General features: G+C 38.7%; 27 protein-coding genes. 17 read left to right on the forward strand and 10 right to left on the reverse strand.

Annotated features, from left to right (window positions below; genetic code table 11):
• Positions 1 to 191: 191 nt before the first annotated feature.
• Genes HEQ36_RS13470 through HEQ36_RS13480 form a run of 3 tightly spaced genes read left to right on the forward strand, consistent with a single transcriptional unit; the run spans position 192 to position 2,044 of the window.
• Entirely contained in the window at positions 192 to 422 is a 231-nt protein-coding gene (locus HEQ36_RS13470; protein ID WP_168635908.1) for a type II toxin-antitoxin system HicA family toxin, read from the forward strand.
• Complete coding sequence (locus HEQ36_RS13475) at positions 419 to 631, forward strand: type II toxin-antitoxin system HicB family antitoxin (protein ID WP_168635909.1); 213 nt, start codon at positions 419 to 421, stop codon at positions 629 to 631. The genes HEQ36_RS13470 and HEQ36_RS13475 overlap by 4 nt, the downstream gene beginning before the upstream one ends.
• Positions 632 to 685: 54 nt before the next feature.
• Entirely contained in the window at positions 686 to 2,044 is a 1,359-nt protein-coding gene (locus HEQ36_RS13480; RefSeq protein WP_168635910.1) for a GTP-binding protein, read from the forward strand.
• A 196-nt stretch (positions 2,045 to 2,240) separates the two neighbouring features.
• Here the strand turns inward: HEQ36_RS13480 and HEQ36_RS13485 are convergent, their stop codons facing one another.
• The gene (locus tag HEQ36_RS13485) at positions 2,241 to 2,633 is read right to left on the reverse strand and encodes a type II toxin-antitoxin system PemK/MazF family toxin (RefSeq protein ID WP_233455459.1); all 393 of its coding nucleotides are present in this window, start codon (positions 2,631 to 2,633) and stop codon (positions 2,241 to 2,243) included.
• 11 nt (positions 2,634 to 2,644) lie between these two features.
• Positions 2,645 to 2,926, reverse strand: coding sequence for a hypothetical protein (locus HEQ36_RS13490; RefSeq protein ID WP_027402973.1), 282 nt, complete (start codon positions 2,924 to 2,926; stop codon positions 2,645 to 2,647).
• A 257-nt stretch (positions 2,927 to 3,183) separates the two neighbouring features.
• On the opposite strand from HEQ36_RS13490, the gene HEQ36_RS13495 reads away from it, so the two are divergent.
• The 3 genes from HEQ36_RS13495 (at position 3,184) to HEQ36_RS13505 (ending at position 4,813) form a co-directional block, all read left to right on the forward strand.
• Positions 3,184 to 3,444, forward strand: a complete 261-nt coding sequence (locus HEQ36_RS13495) for a Calvin cycle protein CP12 (RefSeq protein ID WP_168635911.1) — start codon at positions 3,184 to 3,186, stop codon at positions 3,442 to 3,444.
• A 266-nt stretch (positions 3,445 to 3,710) separates the two neighbouring features.
• Positions 3,711 to 4,280, forward strand: coding sequence for a GNAT family N-acetyltransferase (locus tag HEQ36_RS13500; RefSeq protein ID WP_168635912.1), 570 nt, complete (start codon positions 3,711 to 3,713; stop codon positions 4,278 to 4,280).
• Positions 4,280 to 4,813, forward strand: coding sequence for a hypothetical protein (locus HEQ36_RS13505; protein WP_168635913.1), 534 nt, complete (start codon positions 4,280 to 4,282; stop codon positions 4,811 to 4,813). Before HEQ36_RS13500 ends, HEQ36_RS13505 begins: the two co-directional genes overlap by 1 nt.
• A 124-nt stretch (positions 4,814 to 4,937) precedes the next feature.
• Here the strand turns inward: HEQ36_RS13505 and HEQ36_RS13510 are convergent, their stop codons facing one another.
• Together HEQ36_RS13510 and HEQ36_RS13515 are read right to left on the reverse strand one after the other, a co-directional pair.
• Complete coding sequence (locus HEQ36_RS13510; protein WP_053540963.1) at positions 4,938 to 5,360, reverse strand: PIN domain-containing protein; 423 nt, start codon at positions 5,358 to 5,360, stop codon at positions 4,938 to 4,940.
• Positions 5,353 to 5,619, reverse strand: coding sequence for a hypothetical protein (locus HEQ36_RS13515; protein WP_205748504.1), 267 nt, complete (start codon positions 5,617 to 5,619; stop codon positions 5,353 to 5,355). Before HEQ36_RS13515 ends, HEQ36_RS13510 begins: the two co-directional genes overlap by 8 nt.
• Positions 5,620 to 5,847: 228 nt before the next feature.
• On the opposite strand from HEQ36_RS13515, the gene HEQ36_RS13520 reads away from it, so the two are divergent.
• On the forward strand, positions 5,848 to 6,051 hold the full coding sequence (locus tag HEQ36_RS13520) for a hypothetical protein (protein ID WP_053540965.1): 204 nt from the start codon (positions 5,848 to 5,850) through the stop codon (positions 6,049 to 6,051).
• Here HEQ36_RS13520 and HEQ36_RS13525 read toward each other — a convergent pair.
• The 5 genes from HEQ36_RS13525 to HEQ36_RS13545 form a co-directional block, all read right to left on the reverse strand.
• Positions 6,048 to 6,449 carry a PIN domain-containing protein gene (locus HEQ36_RS13525; RefSeq protein WP_053540966.1) on the reverse strand — a complete coding sequence of 134 codons (402 nt, stop codon included), beginning with the start codon at positions 6,447 to 6,449 and terminating at the stop codon, positions 6,048 to 6,050. The two genes, HEQ36_RS13520 and HEQ36_RS13525, sit on opposite strands and share 4 nt — an antisense overlap.
• Positions 6,442 to 6,714 carry an AbrB/MazE/SpoVT family DNA-binding domain-containing protein gene (locus HEQ36_RS13530; RefSeq protein ID WP_027402966.1) on the reverse strand — a complete coding sequence of 91 codons (273 nt, stop codon included), beginning with the start codon at positions 6,712 to 6,714 and terminating at the stop codon, positions 6,442 to 6,444. Before HEQ36_RS13530 ends, HEQ36_RS13525 begins: the two co-directional genes overlap by 8 nt.
• An 89-nt stretch (positions 6,715 to 6,803) precedes the next feature.
• Complete coding sequence (locus HEQ36_RS13535) at positions 6,804 to 7,040, reverse strand: XRE family transcriptional regulator (RefSeq protein WP_053540967.1); 237 nt, start codon at positions 7,038 to 7,040, stop codon at positions 6,804 to 6,806.
• 63 nt (positions 7,041 to 7,103) lie between these two features.
• Positions 7,104 to 7,922 carry a TlyA family RNA methyltransferase gene (locus HEQ36_RS13540; RefSeq protein ID WP_168636186.1) on the reverse strand — a complete coding sequence of 273 codons (819 nt, stop codon included), beginning with the start codon at positions 7,920 to 7,922 and terminating at the stop codon, positions 7,104 to 7,106.
• A gap of 402 nt (positions 7,923 to 8,324) precedes the next feature.
• Positions 8,325 to 8,981 (reverse strand): DUF1361 domain-containing protein, encoded by a 657-nt coding sequence (locus tag HEQ36_RS13545; protein ID WP_168635914.1) that lies wholly within the window; start codon positions 8,979 to 8,981, stop codon positions 8,325 to 8,327.
• Between the two features lie 1,621 nt (positions 8,982 to 10,602).
• On the opposite strand from HEQ36_RS13545, the gene HEQ36_RS13550 reads away from it, so the two are divergent.
• The 8 genes from HEQ36_RS13550 to HEQ36_RS13585 all read left to right on the forward strand — a co-directional run bounded on the left by HEQ36_RS13550 (position 10,603) and on the right by HEQ36_RS13585 (position 21,413).
• Positions 10,603 to 12,231: a peptide chain release factor 3 gene (locus tag HEQ36_RS13550; protein ID WP_053540969.1), complete on the forward strand. Its 1,629-nt coding sequence runs from the start codon at positions 10,603 to 10,605 to the stop codon at positions 12,229 to 12,231.
• A 248-nt stretch (positions 12,232 to 12,479) separates the two neighbouring features.
• Positions 12,480 to 14,606, forward strand: a complete 2,127-nt coding sequence (locus HEQ36_RS13555; protein WP_168636187.1) for a zinc metalloprotease HtpX — start codon at positions 12,480 to 12,482, stop codon at positions 14,604 to 14,606.
• A gap of 606 nt (positions 14,607 to 15,212) precedes the next feature.
• Positions 15,213 to 15,725 carry an RNA-binding protein gene (locus HEQ36_RS13560; protein ID WP_027402959.1) on the forward strand — a complete coding sequence of 171 codons (513 nt, stop codon included), beginning with the start codon at positions 15,213 to 15,215 and terminating at the stop codon, positions 15,723 to 15,725.
• 843 nt (positions 15,726 to 16,568) lie between these two features.
• Positions 16,569 to 17,837 carry a glycosyltransferase family 1 protein gene (locus HEQ36_RS13565; RefSeq protein ID WP_053540971.1) on the forward strand — a complete coding sequence of 423 codons (1,269 nt, stop codon included), beginning with the start codon at positions 16,569 to 16,571 and terminating at the stop codon, positions 17,835 to 17,837.
• 230 nt (positions 17,838 to 18,067) lie between these two features.
• Complete coding sequence (locus HEQ36_RS13570) at positions 18,068 to 18,343, forward strand: hypothetical protein (RefSeq protein WP_096671296.1); 276 nt, start codon at positions 18,068 to 18,070, stop codon at positions 18,341 to 18,343.
• 189 nt (positions 18,344 to 18,532) lie between these two features.
• A complete protein-coding gene (locus HEQ36_RS13575) occupies positions 18,533 to 19,465 on the forward strand; it encodes a hypothetical protein (RefSeq protein WP_168635915.1) in 933 nt (310 codons plus the stop codon).
• Positions 19,462 to 19,659, forward strand: coding sequence for a hypothetical protein (locus tag HEQ36_RS13580; protein WP_168635916.1), 198 nt, complete (start codon positions 19,462 to 19,464; stop codon positions 19,657 to 19,659). The genes HEQ36_RS13575 and HEQ36_RS13580 overlap by 4 nt, the downstream gene beginning before the upstream one ends.
• Positions 19,660 to 19,664: 5 nt before the next feature.
• A complete protein-coding gene (locus HEQ36_RS13585; protein WP_168635917.1) occupies positions 19,665 to 21,413 on the forward strand; it encodes an NFACT family protein in 1,749 nt (582 codons plus the stop codon).
• A 1,039-nt stretch (positions 21,414 to 22,452) separates the two neighbouring features.
• Here the strand turns inward: HEQ36_RS13585 and HEQ36_RS13590 are convergent.
• A complete protein-coding gene (locus HEQ36_RS13590) occupies positions 22,453 to 24,027 on the reverse strand; it encodes an iron uptake porin (RefSeq protein ID WP_168635918.1) in 1,575 nt (524 codons plus the stop codon).
• A gap of 253 nt (positions 24,028 to 24,280) precedes the next feature.
• Between HEQ36_RS13590 and HEQ36_RS13595 the strand changes: the two genes are divergently transcribed.
• Together HEQ36_RS13595 and HEQ36_RS13600 are read left to right on the forward strand one after the other, a co-directional pair.
• Positions 24,281 to 25,297: a zinc ABC transporter substrate-binding protein gene (locus tag HEQ36_RS13595; protein WP_290707903.1), complete on the forward strand. Its 1,017-nt coding sequence runs from the start codon at positions 24,281 to 24,283 to the stop codon at positions 25,295 to 25,297.
• Between the two features lie 354 nt (positions 25,298 to 25,651).
• Positions 25,652 to 26,434, forward strand: coding sequence for a metal ABC transporter ATP-binding protein (locus HEQ36_RS13600; protein ID WP_168635920.1), 783 nt, complete (start codon positions 25,652 to 25,654; stop codon positions 26,432 to 26,434).
• The last annotated feature ends 90 nt before the right edge of the window (positions 26,435 to 26,524 follow it).

The raw sequence follows: 26,524 nt of genomic DNA on the forward strand, positions 1-26,524 counted from the left end.
TGGTTACTGAGCGAAGTCGAAGTATTGCCTTTTGCCTTGCCATAACGACAATTTTCAACGCCAACCTACTTATCTCACTCAAGTGCATACCGCTATAAGTCCTGAGACAAGGTGTAATTGATAATTTTCAAGCATTCAAAATAATACCAAAGTTTTAGAAGCATATTTGGGACAATAACGTTATATTAGATATGCCGAAGAAAATTAGAGAACTGAAAAATTTATTACTGCAATCCGGTTTTACATATAAACCGGCAAAGGGAAGTCATAGTAAATGGATACATCCAAAATTATCTAAATCTATTATCATTGCTGGTAAAGATGGTAGTGATGCTAAACAATATTTAGAGAAGCAAGTTAATGAAGCAATAGCCGAATTAAATAAAATAGAAACAGAAGAAAAGGAGGAATCAGAGGAATGAAATATACAATTATTATTCAATGGTCAAATGAAGATAAATGTTATGTGGTCTCATTACCAGATTTTACAGATATTATGCAGCCTTGTACTCATGGAGACACTTATGAAGAGGCTTTAAAAAATGCCCAAGAAGTTTTAGAAATGTTGATTTCATCTTATTTAGAAGACGGACAACCAATACCCGAACCGCAAATTATCGGCATTAATTAGATCCCCGACTTCTTTAAGAAGTCGGGGATCTGAAAATCCACAATCAAAAATCCTATGACTCGTAACCTACAAGAAACACATTTAAATCGCGCCCGTGCTAGTCTCAGACAAGCATTATCTTGGTATGGATATCTCCGTAAATCGGGACAACTAGCCGCAAATCCAGAATTAGCAAGTTTGCTAAAACCAGAAATAGAAACCTTAAATGCCACACTCAATAAATTAGATGCCAATGTTATCAGAATTGCCGCTTTTGGTTTAGTCAGTCGGGGAAAATCAGCAGTATTAAATTCTTTATTGGGAGAAAAAATTCTGCAAACCGGACCCCTAAATGGTGTCACTCAATCACCACGTTCTGTACCTTGGAAACCCGGAGATAAGGTATTAGTTGAATTAATTGATACTCCCGGTTTAGATGAAATTGCCGGAGATTCACGGGCGCAAATGGCACGAGACGTAGCGCGTCAAGCTGATTTAATCTTGTTTGTGGTTTCTGGGGATATTACGAGAACTGAATACCAGGGATTATTAGAATTACGTCAAGCACAAAAACCTTTAATTTTGGTATTTAATAAAATTGATTTATATCCCGATACAGATAAAAATGCAATTTATAAAAATCTTCAACAATTAGGGGCAGGAAATACCCAAAATCAGCCATTGTTACCCGATGAAATTGTCATGATATCGGCTGAACCTGCACCAATGGAAGTGAGAGTAGAATATGCAGATGGAAGCATCACCTCTGAATGGGAAACACCGCCACCGCAAGTAGATGAATTAAAGCAAACAATCTTAAATATATTAAATCGAGAAGGACGATCTCTTTTAGCTTTAAATGCACTCATTCAAGCTAGAGAATCCGAAGAAAATATCGCCCAAAAAACCGTTCATATCCGCGAAAAAGAAGCAGAAGATATAATTTGGAAGTTTAGCCAATATAAAGCCCTAGCCATTGGCTTAAATCCTATTGCTTTCTTAGATATAATAGGTGGTTTAATTACCGATTTAGCCTTAATTCGGGCATTAGCTAAATTGTATGGTTTACCCATGACTGGCTATGAAGCTAGTGAATTATTAAAAACAATTTTATTTAGTTCTGGTGGTTTATTATTAAGTGAAATTGGCAGCAGTTTTATATTAGGTTTAGGTAAAAGTGCCGCAGCCATAGCTAGTGGTGATAATCCCTTTAATATTACTACTTTTTTCGGGAGTGCATTAGCCCAAGGTGGAATTGCCGGTTATGGTGCTTATACAGTCGGTAAAGCCGCCCAGTTATATCTAGAAAAAGGCTGTACTTGGGGACAATTGGGCGCTAATACCGTCATTCAGGAAATTTTGTCACAAGTTGATAAAAATACTATTTTGTATCGCTTACAGCAAGAATTAGGCGGTAATTTCGGCGAATTTTGAGAGATTGAATCTAAGAGGGTGTTTGAAAAGTTTTGAATGTATAAATTGACCCCTCTCCAAACCTCTCCCCGACGCGGGGAGAGGCTTTGAAAACCCCATTCCCTGGTAGGGAAGGGGGGCAGGGGGGTTAGGTTTTTGGAGATTATGGGTTTCATCTGATACTTTTCAAACAACCTCTAAGTAACCATCACAAACTTTATGATTTGGGATTTTTACCTCTTTTCCATGCTTTTGATGCTGGAAGTGTAGGTTCACAAGGCTTTTGTAAAATTTCAATAATGGTAGCAATAACTTGATTTATTTTTTCATCCCTTAATTTTCCGATATTCCTAATAACATTACTTTTGTCAACTGTTGCAATGATGTTAGGACGAATATAACAGGGACTTAAATTAAGTTTACCAAACATAAAATCCTGGTCTTCTAACTTAATTTCATATTCTCTACCTGGTTTACTGGTAATAGGACAGAGAATAATATTATTACTATCTGATTCTGCTATAATCAAGGCAGGTCTTCTTTTAGTAGCAGATGCGTCAGAAAATGGAAAAGGTACAGAGATAACGTCACCTTTAGCAAATTTTTCCATAAGCATAAATTCTATAAATCCTTCCAAGCTTCGTCTTCTTCTGGTTCAAGCCAAACTTTATTGAGTGATGATTCACTTAACTCAAGAAAATCTTTTACTAAAATTTCCAAATCATCTACATTACTAACTTGCAAATTTTGAATCTTTTCAAGTGGTAGATTAGTTAGTTTAGCTACTAGAGATAAATCAATACCTTCTTGTAGCATATTGAGTGCAACTTGAGTTAAACCTTCTTGTAACCCTTGTTCCCAGGCTTCACGTAAAGATTGAGATTGAAGTGCTAATTCACGCATAATTATAAGTTACAGATACTCTGTTTAAATTATAACTAAAATATTTAGATTATCTACTACTTTAGCATTAATAAATCCCTATTACGGAATGTTTAAGTCATGGTTATCTCATCATAGAATCAAAAAGTATATAAATTAACTAAAAATAATTATTTGAATTGTTACTCTGAAAAAGAGTTTACCAACTATGAGTAATTCTCTTCATTAGCAATCCTTAAAATTCCTAATTAACCTTTATTTTCCTCAACAAAGGTAACATGATCATGGTATCCCTAAACGAAGTTATTAATGGGAAAAAACCCATTGAAGCAGCAATTCTCGAAGCTATTACAGAAGCGCGGATAACCTGTACAGAAAATGGTAATAATTCTGCTAATTGTGCAGTAGCATGGGATATTGTCGAAGAATTGCAAGCAGAAAAAGCCCATCAAAAGCAAGCAAAACACCGCAAAACAGCCCTAGAAACCTACTGTGAAATGTATCCAGATGCTTTGGAGTGTTTGATTTACGATCTTTGATTTAGATCAGCAGCAATTCTCATTTTAAAGAAATAAGATGAACTTCTCTTATTTAAAGATAGGACTCCTATTTAATTTTTGATAGCTTGCGTGGCGTAGCCATACAAAACTCGGTACACCTTCATATTCTCAAATCCTCTTGCCTTCCTACGCAGGAAAATATGGCTAACGCCACGCTATCCTATCAGGAATCAAACCGGAGTCCTATATTAATGATACTATTTTAGTTTGTTACCACAGTCATTTTCACCAACAAGGAGTAACGAGTGCAACTGCAAGTTCAGCTAATTCGTGGTGAGGATAGCACTCTTGTAAATGCGTATTTAGTGGAACTGGCACAAAAGCACGTTGATGATTATCTATCGCTGTGGAAAAGCCGACTAAATTTATACGTACAAGCTGATAAATTTTGGGACTGGGAGTTTAAACTGAGATTTATTGCCAGCAGTTCAAACCGTGAAGGTTATGCCATTGAGTGCGAAGGTGAAACCCAAGGATTGATGCTGATGGAAACTCAGATGCACGGATCACGCATCACAGAGGGTAAACGCTTAGTATATCTTGATGGAATTGCTACAGCACCTTGGAATCGCCAGGATGTCCAACGCCCACCACGATACAAAGGTGTTGGGAGTGTATTTTTGGTATTTGCCCGAACCCGCAGTTTCGAGCTAGGTTATGAAGGTAGGGTAGGCTTGCATTCTTTACCAGCAACGGAAAAATTCTATGATAATCAAGGAATGCTAGATTTAGGGCAAGATGAAGATTACGATGATCTGGTTTATTTTGAGTACGGTGTATGGCGTTCTTATAACAAAAGCAGTGAGGGTAAGTAATGAGTCAGCAAGAATCTAATTATATTCCGTTCACCTCTAACCAAGAATTAGCAAACCCGATGGATTTATTACTTAACAAAGAATGGTTGAGAAAAAGCATTCAAGCTGAGGAAGAAGTAGGAGGTAATATTGGTGCTGGTTTAGATTGGGGTTCTAGTTTTGATCAATTATTACTTAATCCTGAATTGTTTTATCGTTTAAAAACTTTGCGGATTTCTTTGAATCGAGAAGTGCGTTTGTTGCTTAAAGATTGGAATTTAGGAACTGCGACTTCTATAGCATCTGCTACCGCCAGAGAGAAGTTGCTGGAAAGATTCAGGCTACCTACATCTACTGTTAAAGAACATATTCAAGCTGTGTTGCAGAGGGATGAACTTTTTGGTGAGGAGTTTATTTCTAATCATCAGGTGTTGCGCGAATTGCTTGGGGTAATGTTGACAGAAAACGATTGGGAAATGATTGCTTCAGTTGCGGCGGATTCGTTGAAACAGCAAATTATGAATCAGATTTTGGTTGAGATAATTTCGGTATAGTAGAGGTAAAATAATTGGAAATGGCGCACTCCGTTATCACAAATCAAAAAATGAATTGACAAGTCAGCGATCGCCCTATCGCCCTTTATCTCAAAGCAATACAAGTTTAATTTTGCTCGTCTAATTAAGGTAAAAATATGCGATTAAATGGTTGCTTGCGATAGCGGCGATAAATATTAAAGTCTTTATCTAGAGTGGCAATAGCAGAAATGTTTAATCTTTCGGAAATGGCAATAAGCGATAAATCGGTAAAATCTGCGGGTAAATCTTGATAAATTGTGTTAAGTTCTTGGATTCTTTGATAGTCTGATGGTAGTAAATGTTCGCATAAGAAAACTCTTATTGATAAGGCAGATAAGAATTCGTTCTGCACTTTTGTATTTGGGGCAAGTAACCACATCACTTCTGTAACACAGGCAATTGTTGTGATGAGTTGACTGGTACAGGTGCTAAAAAAGTTAACAACTTGTTGGTGATACTTGTCTTTACGGTCATAGAAGGCAACAAGAATTCCAGTATCAATTAAAATCAGGGGATAATTATTCATGAGTTCTTGTCTGATGTTTTGCCTGAATTCTGTCAGCGATCGCTTTTTTGCGTACATCTCTATCTGAAAAATCTCCTGATCCTTCTAGTAAAAATTTGGGATAACCACCCATTCGTTCTAAAACTGTTTTAGCTGAAGTTGGATAATTGTTAACAGGTGTTTCTAGGGATGAGATAAATTGCAAGACAAGTGGGATTTGTTGATCGCTAAGGTTGGAGATCGCTTGTAAGAGTTCTTGGTGTGGATTGGTGGAGTACATAGTGATTAATTGGTGTTATGATGATTGCAATTTTAGCAAATGTATCGCTCTTTGGGAATTGGGGGGTGGGATAATCATACAATGATACTCAGGAAATTTAGTAGTTGTCATAAATGTGCAAATAGAATTATTAATAGTATAGTAAAATAAATACACTGAGATCAAGGATTAAACTCTAGGACAAAATAAAGCTATAATTTTCTCAAGAATAAAGAGGTAAAACTATTTATGTCACAGCTTGAACAAATTGAAACTGCAATTCTCTCACTTCCATCTCATGATTTTGAGAAACTGAGACAATGGTTTTTAAACCTAGATTATGAACTTTGGGATGAGCAGATAGAACGTGATATTGCAGATAGTAAGTTCGAAGCATTAGCAGCAGAAGCGTTAGCGAAATTTACCGAAAGTATAAATGAGTTTGAACTTTAACGAATCAAATTAATTGTAATTCCCAGAGATAAACTAGTCCAGACTTTATCTGCTGTTAATACAGGTAAATTCAAGCGTTTACCTAAAGCAAGACAAGCACGATCTCCTAATGATAATCCTGTACTTTTGGTTAAAGGTCGAAATTTAGCTATAGTTATAGCATCTTGCTCATTGCAAGCAATAATTTCTAGACTATTTTCTAATAATCCTTCATCTCTCAATCGTTTAATAATTTCCTCTGGTGATTCTCCTAAATCAACAACTTTTGACAATACCTCTACCCAATTAATAATACTGATATAGCACCCATCAATCAACGCATTTTCTACAATTTCTGCTCCTGGTTCATCTCTAAGATAAGCTAAAAATGCAGAAGCATCTAACACAGATTTATTCACTTAAATACTCCTGTCTGCGTTCGGTAATAAGTTCATTTACCAAATTTCTATCAGGTGATTTATCTTTTAATAAACCTCTTAATTTTTTAACTTGTTGTTTGAGGCTGACTAATTGGATTTTGCCATTATCTTCAAGAGTTAAAATTAATCTGTCTCCAGATTCTAAATTAAGTATTTCTTGGATTTCTTGGGGTAAAGTTAAACGTCCTTCTGGTTCAATATCAAGTGTATATTGTTGAGGAATTGATAAATTAGCAAGTGTCATAGCTGAATATTTCCTTGGTTTATAGCCATTTACATTTTAGCAAAACTCTAAAAATTAAAAAATCTCAATTTTTTCCCTATCTTCAACTCCTACTCATCAATATCCATTGCCAAATTTTCAAAATTAGTAATTGTTACTTCAACATCAGGGAATTTTGTCGTTATTTTCAATTCTCCTCCCATAGCTTCAATAACTTCTCGCAGATGACTAACATACATATCAGTGCGATTTTCTAATCTAGAAATAGCAGGTTGTTTAATTTGCAACTTCTCAGCTAATTGAGCTTGAGATATTTTTAAAGATTGGCGTAATTCACATAATGCTATTTGACAAGATTAGAGGCGAAGTAAGTGCCAACCCAAAACACCAACTAAAACCTTGATTACTCATCATTTTTTCCCAAACTCCTGCATGACTTGTTTAGTAATTTCTTGAATTGCTGCTAATGTTGGGGGTATGATTTCCCTTTCCATTCCCAACCATAAAAGATATTCAATATTTCCCGCAGGTCCTGTGATTGGCGACCAAGTTAAACCTTTATATTTCCATCCTAACTCTAACGCTCCTTTCATTACATTAAAAATTGCCTCAGCTTGGTCATCAGAATCGCGGACAACGCCTTTTTTGCCGATGCGAGACTTGCCAACCTCAAATTGTGGTTTTACCAGCAATACAGCCTCTCTGGGGGCTTGTGTTAATTGCCATACCGCCGGCAAAATTTTAGTTAAAGAAATAAAGGAAACATCCACAACTATCAAATCAGGAAATATGGCATTTTCAGCATATAATTCTGCTGGTTGTAGTTGGCGTAAATTCGTCCGTTCTTTTAAAATTACTCGTTCATTGTTTCTGATTTTCCAGTCAACTTGTCCATAACCAACATCTACACCATAAACTTGTTTTGCGCCGGCTTGTAATAAACAATCTGTAAATCCACCTGTAGAAATTCCCCCGTCTAAACAAATTCTGTCAGTTACAGAAATTCCAAAACATTCTAAAGCTTTGACCAGTTTTTCCCCACCACGAGACACAAAAGGAGGACGTTCTTTAACTTGAATTTGGGCGGTAATATCAACTTCTGTGCCGACTTTATCAACCATTTGTTGATTTACAGTCACTTCTCCAGCTTGAATTAGCCGTTGTGCTTGCTGACGGGAGGGACATAATCCCAAATCTACTAATAATGTATCTAATCGCTGTTTCACCAATTTCACTTTTTATAGTTTTTTATATTTGCTTTTCTATTTTAAATCTAAACAGGAATTTTTTTGTTGATATCCCCAACTTCTTTAAGAAATCAGGGATATTCAATTTACAGTAGATTAATAAGTTACAGAATCTAAATCCAAAGTCGGACAGCAACCCAACAAATACTGGTAAATGTTGGGTTTCGTTCCTCAACCCAACCTACGTAATTCTATTTTTTGAGCTTAACTGACAAGTATTGGAACAGCAAACCAATTTCACTCCTGACTCCTGAATTCTGCTGTAAGTAGGTTAGCATTGAAAATCGTCGTTATGGCAAGGCAAGAGGCAAGAGTGAAGAGGGTTTGGGCGATTTTACTTTTCTTTACACAGATTGGTTTTATTGTGTTCACCTACTTATGTCATTAGTTAATATTGTGAATATGATGATCATTTAGTTGTGAAGTAGCACCATTGTTAACAAAACCCAAAGTAATTCGTTTCATAAACCAATACAAAACCCAAAGAATTACAAAAGTAATCGCAATAATTATCAACGGCTGTTTACCAAGTATTTCCTCTACACCTTTCGTGATTATTGCATCTGGTTGAGTAATAAAGTCCCAACTGTTAAACCGTAAAAATCTTCCCCAATAAATACCAACAGCAGAAAGAGCATGAGTCATTAATTCAACAGAAAAAATCCATTTGCTTTTACCCGTTCGGTGTAAATAGTAACCTAAATTTATCAAAGATATGACATAAGCTTCAAATCCGCCAAAAATGACCACAAAATACACAGGCATTAACACTAATGTAATCATCCATACTGACTGAACTCGCCGGATATCATCTATTAAATGAATAACATCAGTTAATAAATAAGGCGCATTTGGTAAAAAAGCATAGAAACTCAGAAATCCTAGCCACCAAATCCATGAACCTCCGCGTTTTTTGCGAAATAGCCAAACACTTAAAGCCAAAGGGATGAAAGCCAAAAATAGATTCCAAGTCATCCACCGCAGATTAACTCGTAAAACATGGAAAACCGTTGTTATTAATTCAATCACTTCTGCTTTCATAGAATTGAAATGTATAGAATAAATGTTATTTTTTTCTTGACACAATATTTGCAGTTGTGGAGTTTTGATAACTCTAAAAACATTGTGTGTAAGACTCTATTTTAGATCACAGTTGCATAAAATAGTTGTTTTTCAAAATTTTGGCTTTTACGTATTTTTTACGGTGATTGAGGATTTATCATAACTAAACCTTGATGTGGCAAGGTTGATTAGAGGAATTATGGTGATTTTTTCAGGGCTTTCCATAAATTGAGATCTACAGGCAATACTTGTTAGTTAAGGAAATGTAGGTTGGGTTATGGCTTCGCCACACTATGGCTAACGCCTCCCGTCAGGGATACGTAAACGTTCCATTGCTCCGCGAACATTTACGTTCCACAACCTAACCTACCATATAATGACTTTTCAGGCTTAACCGAGAAGTATTGCGCTTAGGTAAATTCTGTTTGTATAGCCGTGTATCCCTGACGAAAGGCGAAGGCATCTTTCTAATCGCCAGTTTATTTCTGCAAAATGGGGATGCTCCCGTTTCAAAGCCTCTTCCTAACCCTCTCCTAATAGGCTACGGTGTACACACAAGTTAAATTACCCCCCTTATCAAGGGGGGAAACCGGAAAAATTAGTTCCCTCCCCTTCACAAGGGGAGAGGAAAAGGAATAACATTTAATACTGGAGAGTTTTACCAGAGGGGTTGGTTTATACATTAAAAACTTTTAAAACATCCTCTAAGGTATGATTTAGAAGTTTTAAATTTACAAGATTGTCATCAACTACTAAAATTGTCGTGCAGTTGGGTAATTTTTCCAAAATTTTTTCCTTATCCCCTAACTTGATCCACTTGGATTCCGTCGAATATTAACTTATGAAGTCTCTTATGAAATCAGTATATACTGCCAAAACAAAATATACTCAAAACGGCTTGATTGTTTGATTCTAAACGTGGGGGTAAAGCATGAGCTAAACCCCTACACATCTGGGTTCTTTGTCATTTGGCAAAAGTTTAAATCTCACCCGTGTTTAGTATAATAGCGATCGCAGTTAATAAACAATTAAGCCTGTATGTAATACTTCCCCTAGAGCCACTGTATCTCCATAATTAATTTTCTTATTCATACATCAGGTTGCGTAGTTAGGAGGTACAAAATCTAAATTCAAATCTGTACAAAAAGCCAGTTTTACTCCTGACTCGGTGACTCCTGATTCCTGCTATATCTATGGATATTAAGTATTACCATTTACTTTATTCAGTATACACGAAATCTGATATACTATAATCTTAATAAAAAGTGTAATTTGCTACATTTATGTTAAGTAACCTGAGTTGGACAGCAAATAATTTTTCTTTTTACCCCACATTCCGCACCCCCCAGTGTCACAATCGGTAATTTCGGATTTTTGAATACCTTTGATGATAATTTTGATACAAAATTGTCGAAATCTTAGGTGGCGAACTGCTTGCAGCAGCGCTTCGCTATCAGGAGTTCAGGAGGAAGAAGAAAGAAGAATAGTTTTCACCAATTATCTGTTCCCTGTTCCCTGTTCCCTGTTCCCTATTCCCTATTCCCTGTTCCCTGCTCCTAAAAAAGATTACATTTAATGAAGTTAAAAACAAATAACCAATATGTCCATTGAACTGCAAACAGAACTAGGTCAAGCGGTGGAACAGCGTCGCAACTTTGCGATTATTTCTCACCCTGATGCTGGTAAAACTACCTTAACCGAAAAACTATTATTATACGGAGGTGCTATCCACGAAGCTGGAGCAGTCAAAGCCCGTAGAGACCAGCGAAAAGTGACTTCTGACTGGATGGCAATGGAACAACAACGGGGAATTTCTGTCACTTCAACGGTGTTACAATTTGCCTATCGCAACTGTCAAATTAATTTACTTGACACTCCTGGACACCAAGATTTTAGTGAAGACACCTATCGGACTTTGGCAGCGGCAGATAATGCGGTCATGCTGATTGATGCGGCTAAAGGTTTAGAACCGCAAACTCGGAAATTGTTTGAAGTCTGTAAAATGCGGGGGATTCCCATTTTCACCTTTGTGAATAAACTTGACCGTCCAGGTAGAGAACCTATAGATTTGTTGGATGAAATTGAGAAAGAACTGGGATTACAGACCTATGCAGTGAATTGGCCTATTGGCATGGGCGATCGCTTTAAAGGCGTATTTGACCGCCAACAACAGCAAATTCATTTATTTGAACGGAGTTTTCATGGTAGTAAGGAAGCAAGGGAAACTGTTCTTGATATAGGCGATCCCCAACTAGAAACCTTACTAGAAAAAGAACTTTACCACCAATTAAAAGACGAATTAGAACTCTTAGAAGGAGTTTGTCCAGAACTAGATTTAGACCTGGTACACGCTGGCAAAATGACCCCAGTATTTTTTGGTAGCGCCATGACCAACTTTGGGGTGGAATTATTCCTGGAAAACTTCCTCGACTTTGCCCTCAAACCAGGTACACATAGCAGCAGCGTCGGCGATATTCCCCCCACTTATCCAGAATTTACCGGATTTATTTTCAAACTGCAAGCCAACATGGACCCGAAACACCGCGATAGAGTAGCTTTTGTCCGGGTTTGCACAGGCAAGTTTGAAAAAGATATGACAGTAAATCATGCTCGAACTGGTAAAGTTGTCCGTCTATCTCGTCCGCAAAAACTATTTGCCCAAGAAAGAGAATCTATTGATGTCGCTTATCCAGGGGACGTGATTGGTTTAAATAATCCGGGTGTTTTCGCAATTGGCGATACTATTTATACAGGACAAAAACTAGAATATGAGGGAATTCCTTATTTCTCACCGGAACTTTTTGCTACTTTGAGAAACCCCAACCCGTCGAAATTTAAGCAGTTTCAAAAAGGTGTTTCTGAATTGCGAGAAGAAGGTGCTGTACAAATTATGTATTCAACTGATGAAGCCAAGCGTGAGCCAATTTTAGCAGCGGTTGGTCAGTTGCAATTTGAGGTAGTCCAGTTCCGCTTACAAAATGAATATGGTGTAGAAACCATTCTTGATTTATTACCCTACAGTGTTGCCCGTTGGGTTTTGGGTGGTTGGGAAGCCTTAAAACAGGTAGGACGTTTATTCAATACCACCACTGTTAAAGATAGCATGGGACGACCTGTGTTGTTATTCCGCAATGAATGGAACTGTCAACAGTTAGAAGGTGATCATCCAGGATTGAAGTTAAGTGCGATCGCACCCGTCTTTTCCCATCAACAATCAGTAGAAGGTTAGAGGAAGAGGCAAAAGGCAAGAGGCAAGAGGCAAGAGGCAAGAGGCAAAAGGCAAGAGGCAAGAGGCAGGAGGCAAGAGGCAAGGGGCAAGAGGCAATAATTTCCTGTTCCCTGTTCCCTGTTCCCTGTTCCCTATTCCCTGTTCCCTGTTCCCTATTCCCTGTTCCCTATTCCCTGTTCCTAATTATCAGGGTATATCAACGAGCGTGCTATTTGTCACCGAGAACAGATTGGAGTACCAAAGTTTGTATGCCTTCCTATGCTGAATCATGTTTAGAGGCTGGTTTAGCTGCCCTCAAGCAGGGGAATTACTATACAGCGATCGCTAACCTTGAACCACTAGCCAAAAATCAAACCGAAGAAAAGATTTGTTTACAGGCACAAGTGGGGTTAGTTATGTCCTATGCCCGCACTGGCGAAATCTCCAAAGCGATCGTCCTGTGCCAAAATTTGATCGCTAATAGTAGTCCCCAAGTTCAAGAGTGGTCAAAACTTGCTCTTGAACACCTGCATAAACGCAAAAACCAGCAGAAAAAATCCCGCAAACCGAAGACTGGAATTATTTCCGGTTTAAATACCCCCCCACAACAGCTAAAAACCGCTTATGTTGGGGCTGATGGTAATACTAATATTCAACCCGTTAGCATTTACTGGCGAAATGCTAGACGTGCTAAAGTGTGGCAACCTCTACGCAAGCCTAATATTATTCCCTCCCGACTACTTGCCCTCTTCACATTCATGGCACTATTCTGGACGTGCCGAGAAGCGCTGAAATTTGTATTAGGTTCAGTTAATCAAATTCTATATCAACTGCCATACTTAGAACCCATCCAGATTTTATATCGTGATCCTACCGACTTGATTCTAGGGTTATTTATAATCTTAATGGTATCGTCCCCTTGGTTACTCGACTGGGCGCTAACGAGATTTTCTGGTCAAGAAGAGTTGCCCAAAGAAAAATTAAACTCCTACAGTCGGGAAACAGTAAGGGTATTACAAAGGGCTTGTCAACAGCGACACTGGAATACCCCCCAACTGAGGATACTACCAATTACTGCCCCCATGATCATCAGTTATGGCAATCTGCCCCGCACAGCCAGAATAACTGTTAGTCAAGGCTTATTAGAACAACTGGCAGATGATGAAATAGCTGCTATTTATGCTTTATCCCTGGGGCAAATTGGGCGTTGGGACTTTGCAGTGATGTCCCTAGTGTTACTCGTAACTATGCCATTTTATGGCATATATCAGCAAGTGTCAGTTTGGGAAAATCAACATCACAGTAAAATTTGGCGTTGGCTAGGTACAGCCTTAGCAGCCATTAACTATGGAATTTGGTGTCTGTTCACAGGCACAGCTTTACTTAATTCTCGGTTGCGACTTTACCATAGCGATCGCCTGTCCGCAGAAATTACTGGTAATCCCAATGGACTAATTCGCGCCCTATTGAAAATATCCATTGGTGTAGCCCATGATGTCGGGTTAAAAGAACAGACCTGCTGGCAGTTAGAAAGCCTAAATCTGCTTTCACCCATAGCATACCAGCACAGCATAGTTTTGGGTAGCACCGCTGGTCATCTACCTTTTGAATCATTTTTAAAATGGGAAAATTTTCATCCCTACCGTCAATGGTTAACAATCAACAGTTGTCATCCAGCAATAGGCGATCGCATCGAACGTCTTTGTGAAATAGCCCGCCATTGGCATTTAGACACCGAATTATATCAAACAACCCCATCACAACCCATCCTCATTAAGCCCCAAACGTTCTGTTTACAAATTGCCCCTTGGTTGGGAATCCCCCTTGGTTTTCTCTTCGCCTGTCTGATTTGGTTAGTTTGGCAAACGGCATACACCTTACATTTGTTAAACTTAAAATGGATTTATGATAATTGGTCTTTTGTTACAGGTTGTATGTTAATTGGTTTTAGCATTGGCACAGTCATGCGAATAAATGCTTTATTTCCCGAAATTATCCCTGCAAATGTTCAAAAAGACGAAAACTTGATCAACTTATTAGCAGATCCAGCAATTTTACCAATTGATAGCACTAAAATCCGTTTTACTGGTAAGCTGTTAGGCCGTCCCGGAATTGGTAATTGTTTAGCACAAGACCTAATCCTACAAACTAGCCAAGGTTTAATGAAATTACATCATATTCCCTGGTTAGGAAAGTCATTCAATCCTCAAGACTTGATTGGCAGACAAATCACTGTCACAGGTTGGTTACGACGCGGGGCAACTCCCTGGATTGATCTCCAAACCCTAGAAACCCAAAGCGGCAAAAAAATTCATAGCCCTCATCCTGCTTGGTCTACTGTCGTCGCAGTCGTTGCCCAAGCTTGGGGTGCTTATATTATGCTTACAGGGTCTTAGTCATTGGTCATTGGGAAGAAATATTCCCCCTGTCCCCTGCCTCTTAGGGAACACCAAAAAATAAATTGCCCAATTTTGTGGGATGGGCATCCTGCCCGTCCTTGATGATTAGCGGGCAATTCGTCCCGCACCACAAGAAATTTTTGGGTATTTTTTTAATTGGAAGTCCCTTATCTTTTGCCCCTTGCCTTAAAAATGTGTTTTATGTTACGATGAAGCAATACTATTGGCTATTGGCGGAAAAGTTTCTGCTGAACTAGCTACGTAGAAAATACCATGATAATGTTAAGGAATGGTATTTTGTTCTGCGGGCAAGAATTAAGAAGAATGAATTTACTGTGGTGGATAGTTGGCTATTAAATTAACAATTCCTAAAATTAAAGTGATATTAGCCCACGATTGCATAATTGCTTTCGTGGCGAATAAGCTTGATCCCAACAAAAAAACTGTATTCTATAAGTTGATAGCATGACTCACGCCACGCTACAATATCGGATTGCAGAAATTGGTTTGTGGCAGTTTTAGTCCATAGTATCTATTCAAAAACCAAAGCCAATTTATTGTTTTTGTCTTGCCCTGTTTAATCCCAATTCGGAGGTATGTTCCATGTCCATTCGCCTATATATAGGAAATTTGCCCAAAGAAGAAATAGATCGTCAAGATTTGCAAGCTGTATTTGCAGAAGAAGGCGATGCTGTCACCACCAAACTAATTAAAGACCGGAAAACAGGCAAATGCCGGGGTTTCGGGTTTTTAACAGTGAATAATGACGAACAAGCAGATCAAATTATTGAAAAATATAATGGTCAAATGTTCAAAGATACACCCATTAAGCTAGAAAAAGCTTTACCACGGACTAAAGGTGAGGAAGGTGAAGAACAACAACCACAACAACAAGTTCCCAAACCAATTATCCAAGGTAGTAGCGCCCCTAGTCCTAGCGGCAATAAAGAAGGTAATCGTCGGGATAGAAGTAAGAAATCTCGGCGCGGTAGCGGTGGTGGTAGTGCGCGTGAGACTGCTACTAGCGTTGATAACGAAGCTTTTCGTCCAGATCCCCGTTGGGCAGCGGATTTAGAAAAGCTAAAACAAATGCTGTCAGCACAAACTACCAACTAAATTGTCTGTTTAGCCACGAAAGTCCGAATTTAATCAACAAGCAGTGCAGGTAGCCATATCAGGTTATCTGCACTATTTGTTTTGGCGATTTTTGTAGTTTGACCGAAAAATTTTAGATTTTATAGCAGGAGTCAGGAGGTAGGGGCGCAGGCCCCGCGCCCAGTCAGGAGTTAGGAGTAAAAACCTGTTGTGGTCGGAGTTTCATGATTAATTTATGTCCTAACCACCTTGACCGTTGCTATAGATGAAAAAAATTTGGTACAAGCCTCGTCCTGAAAAACGGAAAAATACTCGCTGCGCTAACGTCAATCTAAAATCGTGTGACGGTATGATTACACAAAATTTGTGATTTTTTAGGAAAACTGTATCTAAATTAACAAAAATTTTCACAATGTAGGAATAGTATAAGCTAATACAATTAGCTTAATTAAATCAAGGGTTTTGAAAGTAATGGTAATTAAGGTGATATTTTCGGCGATTTGATTTTGATGTATTGACTTTAAGGAAAATTATTTTGATTGCTTGAACCTTGTAAATAATCAACTGTAAATATCTAACTTATGATGTGGCGTTGCTACTTCAGATAGGTTTTATCATGGATTAACTAATATATCATGATAGATAATATCTGTTTGTCTATATCAAAAGATAGGCAACAATATCTATCAAGGGTATTAAATATAAATATAGAAAGTGGGGAAAATTAACCAACATTTGGGCAATAGTTAAAATATAATAAATATTAATTATTCAAAATTCCCCGCAAAAACACAGATTTCAGTTTAATAAGCGCAAGTTGAAAATTCACTCCCATATTGTTGAAATCGGAAACAGAAAAAATCTATGAAAGCTACCACTAAAAAACACATTGCTTTAATTTCAGTTCATGGTGATCCAGCGATTGAAATAGGCAGAGAAGAGGCAGGAGGACAAAATGTTTATGTCCGCCAAGTGGGTGAAGCCCTGGCACAGCTAGGATGGCAGGTAGATATGTTTAGCCGGAGGGTCAGTGCTGATCAAGAAAGGATAGTGCAACATAACCCTAATTGTCGGACTATTCGGTTAACCGCAGGTCCGGTGGAATTTGTGCCAAGAGATCAGGGTTTTCAATATTTGCCAGATTTCGTCTTTCAGTTACTAGAATTTCAAAAAGAAGCTGGGATTCATTATGATTTAGTGCATACTAATTATTGGTTATCTAGCTGGGTAGGAATGGAACTCAAGAAAAGACAAGGAACTAAACAGGTTCATACTTACCATTCTTTAGGGGTGATCAAATACAAGACCATAGAAAATATTCCTCTGGTGGCAAGTCAACGTTTAATAGTAGAAAAACAAGTATTGGAAACAGCGGAAAGAATTGTTGCCACCAGTCCCCAAGAACTGGAACATATGCGATCGCTTGTTTCCCAAAAAGGCAAAATTGATATTATTCCCTGTGGAACAGATATTCAGCAGTTTGGTTCAGTGGAAAGACAAGCTGCCAGAGCTACTTTAGGAATTGATCCAGAAGCTAAAGTGGTGTTATATGTCGGTAGATTTGACCCCCGAAAAGGCATAGAAACCTTGATCAGGGCAATGCGAGAGTCGAAGTTTTATGAATCAAAACAGTTGCAGTTGATTATTGGTGGTGGTTGTACACCGGGGAATAGTGATGAAAAAGAACGCGATCGCCTTACCGGAATTGTCAACGAATTAGGGATGAATGAATGTACCTCTTTTCCCGGTTGTTTGAGTCGGGAGATATTGCCAGCTTATTACGCCGCTGCGGATATTTGTGTTGTTCCTAGCCACTATGAACCCTTTGGATTGGTAGCTATCGAGGCTATGGCCTGCGGTACACCTGTAGTCGCTAGTGATGTCGGTGGACTGCAATTTACTGTTGTCAATGAAGAAACTGGTTTATTAGTACCGCCACAAAATGTCCCAGCTTTTAACCACGCTATTGATCGGATTCTGGGCAATCCTGCATGGCAGCAAGAATTAGGAAAAGCTGCTAAAAAGCGTGTTATTAATAAATTTAGCTGGCATGGTGTAGCTGCTCAGTTAGATGAACTATATACCCAACTGTTGCAACAATCTGTTAAAGAACCCGCATTAGCAATTAAATAGGGAACTCCAGAAAAGGCAGGGGACAGGGAGAATATTTCTTCCCAATGACAACTAACAACTGACAACTGTACGGGCGAAGCATTTGGAGAACTATTTTTGGCAATGACCGATAATTTATCTTCCAAATGCTTCGCCCCTACTAACAACTGACAACTGACAATTCGTACATAGTTGTAAGATAGGAAAGATCAAGTAAGCTCTAAACATAGTTGCAGTTAGACGGTGAAATGATGGAAGTTCAAGAAATCAAAAAATTCCCTAAGCCCAGGAAACCAGACAGCGAATCCCAAAATTTTCAGCACGTCAAGATCCTTGACTGCAACGAACCAGTATGCAGGGTAATTTGTGAATGTTGGCACTGCAAACAAGGGATATTATGTGAGGTAGATGTATCATCTTCACAGTATTTAGAGGTAGAATGCCCAAGTTGTGGGAAAACTGCCGTGAGGTTGATGGCAGAAAAGGTGATTTCCACTACACCTATCCCTTCACCCTGGCAAGGATGAGTGAATTTTAGATTTTAGATTTTGGATTTTGGATGATACTCTTGACGGTTGAGATGTGAACTTTTACAAGATTACGAGCAACCTAGATATGTAGGGGTAAAGCGCAATGCTAAACCCCTGCGTTTTACTAAGTTATCGCCATCACCCAAAAAATGTTAAATTAATAATTCTGTCTTTAAATTAATGTAAATGACTCGCTTTATACATGATCAATTTGCTAAACAATATCTAACGGAATTATTAACGCCTTATGGAGAAGTAGAAACCAGCAAAGATATTACCGCAGAAGTCAGACAAATAGACGTATTATTTATTCCTTCACCCCAACCAACACAAAGTCTAGAAACACTAGGAATACTGGGGAAAATGGTGACAAATTATGCCATATTTGAACCATTCCGTAATGCCGTCAGCAAAAGTGAAACTCGCAGTTGTATAGGTAAATTGTTTGACATTCATGCAGACCTAGAACGGCAAGCAAAACGTAATAATACGCGAATAAATGAAGCAGAATTAGCTCAATTATGGATTTTTACACCTACAGTATCACCAGAAATCCTAGAGATTTTTCATGGGACTCTGGATGAAACAAACTGGGGAAAAGGTATTTATTTCTTGCCAAAAGGATTTAAAACCGTAGTTGTTGCGATTCATCAACTACCGAGTACACCCGAAACACTGTTTTTGAGGGTTTTAGGCAAAGGGAAAGTCCAAAGACAAGCAGTAGAAGAATTAGAAGCACTAGCCAATAATAGTCCGTTCCTTTCGGATATTATACAATTAGTACATAACCTAATTGCTGTGTTATCGGCTCGTCAGCGTCAAGAACAAGATATTGATAAAGATGATCAGGAGTTAATTATGAAATTATCGGAAATGTATCAACAACAATTAGAAGAACTAAAAAAACAAGGACGACAAGAAGGACAACAAGAAGGACGACAAGAAGGTATAGAAAGAGAAAGACGCGCTATGATTGAAAGTATATTGCAAGTACGTTTTGGTGCAGTTGATTCACGATTAGCAGCAATTATCAATCCTTTAATTGCAATGTCCAGAGAAGAATTTACGCCTTTGCTTCTACAATTGTCTCGTGAGGAATTATTAGCTAGATTTGAGTGAATCTTACAAAAAAAGGGAACAGGGAACAGGGAACAGGGAACAGGGAACAGGAAACAGGGAACAGGGATAAGATTCATTATTCAAAATTTTTGTCTGAAATCAGAGAACATAGACTTAGCAAGCTGAAAAATATTTATTTAATGAACCAAGAAAATAATCAAGAAAAAAGTAATTTTGTCGGGAAAAAGGGGTAATTGTTTTGCAACCCCTGGACTTTACCGCTTTAACCGCCGCTTGTAGCGAAATCCGCGCTAATTGGTTGCCTGCACGCATAGAACAGGTATATCAGCGCGATCGCTTTACCATTGCCATTGCCTTACGCACCTTAAATCAACGAGGTTGGCTGGATATTTCCTGGCATCCCCAAGCCGCCCATATTTGTATTAGTGAACCACCACCACGCGCCCCAGATACTTTTACTTTTAGTCAACAGTTGAAACACCAATTGGGTGGGTTAGCCTTAGTAGGAATTGAAGCTATTTCCTCTTGGGAACGGGTAATTGATTTACAATTTGCCCGTCGTCCTGAAGAAACAGCCCTGTATCACCTTTATGCGGAAGTGATGGGCAAATATAGTAATGTGATTTTAACTGATGCTAGTAATGAAATTATCACTGCTGCCCATCAAGTTAGTCACCAACAATCTAGTGTTCGTCCGATTCAAACTGGACAAAATTACGAAACACCACCGAAACTGACGGGAAAAGTCCCTAATTTAAGCGAATCTCTAGAACGTTGGCAAGAACGGGTAAGTTTGGTCCCAGGGGGAATTAAACGCCAATTACTCAAAAGTTATAGTGGGTTAAGTTCGGCTTTGCTAGATACGATGCTGTTGGCGGCAAATATCATCCCAGAGACGAATACTGACGAACTTACTCCCCAAGATTGGCAAAATTTATTTCAACGTTGGCAAGAATGGTTACAAGCTTTAGATTTAGGTAAATTCCAACCTGCTTGGACAGAAAATGGATATACGGTGATGGGTTGGGGTGGAGTTGCACCCACAAAGAATATCCAAGAGTTACTTTACCGTTATTATTCTGATCAACTGAATGAACAGTTATTTGGGCAACTGCGTCATCAGTTAAGTCAGAAATTATTGAATATTTTGGGTAAATTACGCACCAAAGCGAAAACTTTTAGCGATCGCCTGCAACAATCAGATCAAGCTGAAGAATATCGTCAAAAAGCTGACCTATTAATGGCTAACCTGCACCATTGGCAACCAGGAATGCAGGAAATTATTCTACCAGATTTTGAAACCGAACAGCCAATTGCGATCGCTCTTTTGCCCGATAAAAACGCCGTCCAAAATGCCCAAAAGCTTTATAAACAGCACCAAAAACTCAAACGCGCCCGTGCGGCTGTTGAACCGCTACTATTTGCAGTTCAAGCAGAAATTGACTATCTCGAACAAGTAGAAGCCGCAATTTCACAAATAGACAAATACCAAAATCCAGAAGATCTACAAGCCTTAGAAGAAATCCGTGATGAACTCATTGGGCAAAAATATCTAGAAAACTTAGAATACCGCAGCCGTAGCAGCAACGACACCCCCGGCACTAATTTTCATCGTTACCGCAGTCCGAGTGGCTTTGAAGTCCTCATTGGTCGTAATAACATCCAAAATGATCAACTAACATTCCGTGTCGCTGGAGACTATGATTTGTGGTTTCACGCCCAAGAAATTCCTGGGAGTCATGTTCTCCTGCGTCTAGAACCGGGTACAGTGGCAGAAGAAGCTGATTTACAATTTACAGCCAATCTAGCAGGTTATTTCAGTCGCGCCCGTCAAAGTGACCAAGTACCAGTAGTTTACACCCAACTCAAGCACGTCTACAAACCCAAAGGCGCGAAACCAGGACTTGTGGTTTATAAACAAGAAACGATTATTTGGGGAAAACCGCAATTGGTCAGTGGTCAGTGGTCAGTGGTCAGTTGTCATTAGTCAGTGGTCAGTGGTCAGTTGTCATTGGTCAGTTGTCAGTTGTCAGTTGTCAGTTGTCAGTTGTCAGTTGTCATTGGGAAAATTCTTTCTCCCCCCCTACTTCCCCTACTTCCCCTACTTCCCCTACTTCCCCTACTTCCCCTACTTCCCCTACTTCCCCAACTCCCCCAACTCCCCCAACTCCCCCTGTTCCCTGTTCCCTCCTGCCTCTTGCCTCAAATAGAAAAGCTACTCACCGGAAGACAGATATTTTTTGAGATATTTTCATTAAAAAACTGTACTGGCTGTTACAATCTTGTTAAGAAAAGTTGCCCGTTGAATTTTGGGAACGCGCAATTTGGTTTTGACTCTACTGAGAAGACAACTCGAACAACGTTTTTTATAGGCCAGCCCTGTGGGAGGGGTTGGTCTTTTTGTTATCATTCTCAAAATCACAAAAATATCGCGGGTCGTGTGGAAGCCACTTGGCTTCAGACAGTGGAGGAAACACGCTACGAGTGGTTTTAACCACCGTGAAAAATGATAAAATTAAACTGTGAGTAGGAATAATCATCTACGTTTTGAAGTGTTTTGTAAGGAGCAACCCCTGATTTACCTCGTACCTGCACTGCAACTCTGGGTAAACAAGTAATGGGAAAACATGGAGCGTACCGAACTGGCTTGTGATGAACTCGGAAAGCATTAATTAAATCCCAAGTAAGCGCAATTGCAATACTTCTCGTACTAGTAGTTGTTTTGAGCGTCTAGGGGGATATTTGACTATCCCTTTTAGAGACTTCCAAGAAATAAATTATCCTAAGAAACGAACCACAGAGGCACAGAGTACACAGAGAGAGAATTTCTGCATCAGTTTTGGGACATTTTTTTATTTGGAAGTCTCTTAAGTTAAATCTTAGAGGATCTGCGTGTCTTCAGACCGCAGAGTGTCAAGTTAATCAAACTCATCACAAAAATCACAGTTCAGACATTTTTCTCCCCAAGGAAACAGAAACAACATCTGAACTATGATTTATTTTTGAGATTTATTTGATTGCTTTGATTAGAAGCTGAAGGTAGTTCTTAAAGCACCAATCACTACATTATCATTGGTATTGTTATGATCTGGGGCTGTTAGCCAAATCACAGCAGGAGTAAGGGTGATATTGTCGCTGAGTTTGTATTGATAAAATCCCTCAATGTGATAGGAAGTATTTGGATCTTTTGCAACTCCAGCACCAGCAGCACTAGAACTTGTGACTTTTGGTTCCATACCAACTATCACACCAGCCAAATTACCTTTTTTACCCAAATCAGGGAATCCAAGAGTAACAGCATAGTTCCAAGTGTCAAACTCTCCCTTTGTACCTGTCAAAACTTGACTGTTGGTATAGCCAGCCCAACCACCGAGAACAAATTTCTGACTAATACCTAGAGATGCTTGGACACCGTAGGAATTGCTGGAAAATTTTTCATCGGGGGTAAGATTGGTCAATGTGGCGTTATTACTACCAGTGAGTAATGGTTGATTGTAGGAATTGATATAAGTTAAACCAAGAGAAATGCGATCGCTGGGCTTGACGGTTAACTGCGCTAAAGCACCATAATTCCCATCAAATAACCCGTTTCCAGGAGTGGGGTTATTAGCTGTACTACTTAAGTAGCCTAAACTTAGGCCTATTTTATCGCCAAGCTGGTGGTTAACTGCTATGCCTGTATCACCCAGTTGTCCATAAATCGGGTTTCTTGTCCCAAAAGTAGACACAGCCCCAAAAGCACCATCACCATCAAAGAGGTTAACTGTACTGGTAACATCGTCTGCTGCACCACCAGTAGCAATTAGTTTTACTTGTGTATTCTTGCTAACAGGAAAGGTATATGATAGAGTTGCTATGGAAAAATTGTTACCAGGATCGCTACTAGCAAAAAACAAGTTTCCTTCTGGAGTATTAATATTGGGACTATTAATATTATTACTTTCCAGTCTAGTAAGAAGTGTATCTTGTCCTGTAAAACTGCTAACAAACTCTACTCTTGTTCTCGCACCTAAAGTGGTATTTTTCCCAGGAATATCCGCACCATCAACCTGTTGATTTGTCAAGACATCACTAACAACTGCCACAACTTGCCCTTGCAGTTTAGTGGTGGTAGAAAATTGATTATTTTCCAATTCAGCAGTTTTGGCTTCTACTGTATCTACACGCCCCCGGAGGGTGACTAATTCTCCTGAAAAGTCCTTTTGCAACTTTTGGATTGTTGCTAAATCTTGCTTTGATACTAAATCACTGGTAGCTGTAGCAATTAGTTCATTGACTCGATCTAAACAGGCATTTAAACCAGCCGCAAATTCGTATCGTGATAACGCCCGATTACCCCGAAAAGTAGCGTTGGGATAACCTGCAACACATCCATAGCGTTCTACCAATGATTGTAAAGCCTGAAATGCCCAATCATTAGGTTGAACATCGGATAACTGAGATACGGAGGTAACTTGAGATACTGCCTGTTCTTGGCTATTATTAACCTGTTGTTCTGAATTAGTTACTGGTACTGGTTCTGCCTTTGCAGCAGCATTCATACATAATATGCTACTCACAACTGTTGAACTAGCAATTAGATAAGTCCAAAATTTTTGCATTTTTCCTCACACCCGTGTTTAAAATTGATAATGCTACACTCGAATTAGTACAGCTATTAATACTGATTTTTAATATACTACAGTCATAAGTTAAGCTGATCACAATAAAAAGTTAAGAAATCCTTATCAACTGGAAATATTCTCAGTATACAGCAGTATTACCTGAAATTTCTAAATATTCTGTAATGCTTGATACAGTAGCATTTTTTGATGACTTATATGAGAATGGATCTCATTATAATATATAATGCCAATGAAGTTTTATTGTCAACCTCAAACCATGAGAAGTTCTAGAGAAGTTAAAATAAGTAGAAAAACCAGAAGTTTCTTACCTCTGATTACCTTAATAATATTGTCAGTAGTTTATGGATGTAATAATACTAACAGTGGCGAGGTTGTAAAAACAGAACCAGCCCCAGTCCAAAAATCACCAAAAACTAAGGTAGTTACCACATTTTTGCCAGTTTATTTGTTTACTAAAGCGGTAACTGGAGATGTTGCAGATGTAGAGATTTTAGTTAAGCCTGGTACAGAGATACACGAATATCAAGGGACACCGGCTAATGTAAAAGCGATCGCTACAGCCAAGATATTAGTCAAAAATGGTTTAGGCTTAGAGGAGTTTTTAGCAGATACAATTAAAAATGCTGGAAATTCCCAACTAATGGAAATTGATGCTAGTAAAGGTATTCCAGCTATTAATAAAACTTCCCCCATAGATAAAACAGCAACGGGAGAACATGATCATAATCACGAACACCAATTTGGAAATCCTCATATTTGGTTAGATCCAGTTTTAGCAAAACAGCAAATTATCAATATTCGAGATGGTTTAATTATCGCTGATCCGGTCAATAAAGCCAACTATCAAACCAATGCAGCCGCATATATCCAGAAATTAGATAATTTAAATAATGAATTTCAGCAGACTATTAAACAAATACCAAACTGCACCTTTATCACCTTTCATGATGCTTTTCCCTATTTGGCCAAACGTTATAATATTAAACAATTAGCAGTAGTAGAAATTCCTGAAAAGCAACTTTCCCCAACAGATGTGCAAAAAGTGGTGAATACAGTCAAAAAATACCAAGTTAAAGCCTTATTTAGCGAACCAGGGTTAGATAACAAATTACTCACCAGCATTTCCCAGGATTTGGGGTTAACTGTGCGGACTTTGGATTCTTTAGAAGCTGGTGATACAAATCCAGAGTATTATTTTAAAGCAATGAAAGCTAATTTGGAGAGTTTAGCCGCTGGATGCAAGTGACGTAGGGGTAAAGCAAGAGCTTCATTGGTGTCAACCTAACGTAAAACCCATAACCCAACTGGGAATGAATTGCCAGTCTTATAGCAGAAGTCATCTGAAGATGACTAAAAGAACTAGAAAATTTTTGAACTTGTTTAGTTTACTTTAGTAAACTTTAGCTATTAGCCCGGAAATTCATTTTTAGGCGGGTCTGTCAGCCAAACAAATAAGCCATCCGTAGCTTAAGTTGACACCAATGAAGCTCTTGCTTTACCCCTATCAATACTACGACTCCTGAATCCTTCTTTTTTTCGGACTTCTGACTGACTCTTGCTATATCACTATAAATTATTGGCATCTTAAATCCTAAATTACATGACTGACGAACAAGCAGAATTTACATTACCAATATTAAAAGTTTCTGGGTTAACAGTCTACCAAAGCAGCTATCTAGCTGTGCGAGATGTTTCCTTTGAATTGTTAGCAGGAACAGATACAGCCATAGTTGGTCCAAATGGGGCTGGGAAAAGTACCTTAATTAAAGCTATTTTAGATTTAATTCCCCGCAGTGCCGGAACAATTGAAGTTTTTGGTCGCCCAATTTCTAGACTAGGAAATTTGCGGAATCAGTTGGGATATATGCCACAAAACTTTATTTTTGATCGCAGTTTTCCCATTTCAGTTAGTGAATTGGTAGCTTTAGGAATAGGGAATAAAAAACATTCATTTTTCTCGAAATTTTGGCAAGAAAAACGGGAAATATCAGCAGCAGTTACCACAGCTTTACACCGTACTGATGCTTATCGCTTGCGAAATCAGGCTATTGGGACTCTTAGCGGTGGTCAACTCAAACGGGTATTATTAGCTTATTGTTTGGTAACACCGCGAAAATTGCTAGTATTGGATGAAGCTTTTGCAGGGGTAGATGTCCAAGGAACAACGGATTTTTATGCTTTATTAAATGAATTAAAACGAGAAGAGAATTGGACGGTGTTGCAAGTTTCTCACGATATTGATATGGTAAGCCGTCATTGCGATCGCGTCATCTGTCTCAATCAAACTCTTGTCTGTTCCGGTAAACCGGAAATAGCCCTTTCACCACAAAATCTGCTGGCTACTTATGGTCCTGGTTTTAGTCGCTATGAACATCATCATTAGGGAACGGGGGGCAGGGAGTAGGGGGAGTAGGGGGAGTAGGGGGAGTAGGGGGAGTAGGGGGAGTAGGGGGAGTAGGGGGAGTAGGGGGAG

Origin of the sequence: Anabaena sp. 54, assembly GCF_017355725.1 — a bacterium.
Taxonomy (GTDB): Bacteria; Cyanobacteriota; Cyanobacteriia; order Cyanobacteriales; family Nostocaceae; genus Dolichospermum; species Dolichospermum heterosporum.

What these genes read in the sequence shown, in the direction of transcription:
- HEQ36_RS13545 (WP_168635914.1), bottom strand. Translation starts at nt 8,981, where the DNA reads ATGAAAGCAGAAGTGATTGAATTAATAACAACGGTTTTCCATGTTTTA.
- HEQ36_RS13575 (WP_168635915.1), top strand. Translation starts at nt 18,533, where the DNA reads ATGACTCGCTTTATACATGATCAATTTGCTAAACAATATCTAACGGAA.
- HEQ36_RS13505 (WP_168635913.1), top strand. Translation starts at nt 4,280, where the DNA reads ATGAGTCAGCAAGAATCTAATTATATTCCGTTCACCTCTAACCAAGAA.
- HEQ36_RS13510 (WP_053540963.1), bottom strand. Translation starts at nt 5,360, where the DNA reads ATGAATAATTATCCCCTGATTTTAATTGATACTGGAATTCTTGTTGCC.
- HEQ36_RS13520 (WP_053540965.1), top strand. Translation starts at nt 5,848, where the DNA reads ATGTCACAGCTTGAACAAATTGAAACTGCAATTCTCTCACTTCCATCT.
- HEQ36_RS13555 (WP_168636187.1), top strand. Translation starts at nt 12,480, where the DNA reads ATGCCTTCCTATGCTGAATCATGTTTAGAGGCTGGTTTAGCTGCCCTC.
- HEQ36_RS13530 (WP_027402966.1), bottom strand. Translation starts at nt 6,714, where the DNA reads ATGACACTTGCTAATTTATCAATTCCTCAACAATATACACTTGATATT.
- HEQ36_RS13470 (WP_168635908.1), top strand. Translation starts at nt 192, where the DNA reads ATGCCGAAGAAAATTAGAGAACTGAAAAATTTATTACTGCAATCCGGT.
- HEQ36_RS13590 (WP_168635918.1), bottom strand. Translation starts at nt 24,027, where the DNA reads ATGCAAAAATTTTGGACTTATCTAATTGCTAGTTCAACAGTTGTGAGT.
- HEQ36_RS13485 (WP_233455459.1), bottom strand. Translation starts at nt 2,633, where the DNA reads ATGGAAAAATTTGCTAAAGGTGACGTTATCTCTGTACCTTTTCCATTT.
- HEQ36_RS13570 (WP_096671296.1), top strand. Translation starts at nt 18,068, where the DNA reads ATGGAAGTTCAAGAAATCAAAAAATTCCCTAAGCCCAGGAAACCAGAC.
- HEQ36_RS13515 (WP_205748504.1), bottom strand. Translation starts at nt 5,619, where the DNA reads ATGTACTCCACCAATCCACACCAAGAACTCTTACAAGCGATCTCCAAC.
- HEQ36_RS13550 (WP_053540969.1), top strand. Translation starts at nt 10,603, where the DNA reads ATGTCCATTGAACTGCAAACAGAACTAGGTCAAGCGGTGGAACAGCGT.
- HEQ36_RS13480 (WP_168635910.1), top strand. Translation starts at nt 686, where the DNA reads ATGACTCGTAACCTACAAGAAACACATTTAAATCGCGCCCGTGCTAGT.
- HEQ36_RS13560 (WP_027402959.1), top strand. Translation starts at nt 15,213, where the DNA reads ATGTCCATTCGCCTATATATAGGAAATTTGCCCAAAGAAGAAATAGAT.
- HEQ36_RS13595 (WP_290707903.1), top strand. Translation starts at nt 24,281, where the DNA reads ATGAAGTTTTATTGTCAACCTCAAACCATGAGAAGTTCTAGAGAAGTT.
- HEQ36_RS13490 (WP_027402973.1), bottom strand. Translation starts at nt 2,926, where the DNA reads ATGCGTGAATTAGCACTTCAATCTCAATCTTTACGTGAAGCCTGGGAA.
- HEQ36_RS13495 (WP_168635911.1), top strand. Translation starts at nt 3,184, where the DNA reads ATGATCATGGTATCCCTAAACGAAGTTATTAATGGGAAAAAACCCATT.
- HEQ36_RS13475 (WP_168635909.1), top strand. Translation starts at nt 419, where the DNA reads ATGAAATATACAATTATTATTCAATGGTCAAATGAAGATAAATGTTAT.
- HEQ36_RS13600 (WP_168635920.1), top strand. Translation starts at nt 25,652, where the DNA reads ATGACTGACGAACAAGCAGAATTTACATTACCAATATTAAAAGTTTCT.
- HEQ36_RS13565 (WP_053540971.1), top strand. Translation starts at nt 16,569, where the DNA reads ATGAAAGCTACCACTAAAAAACACATTGCTTTAATTTCAGTTCATGGT.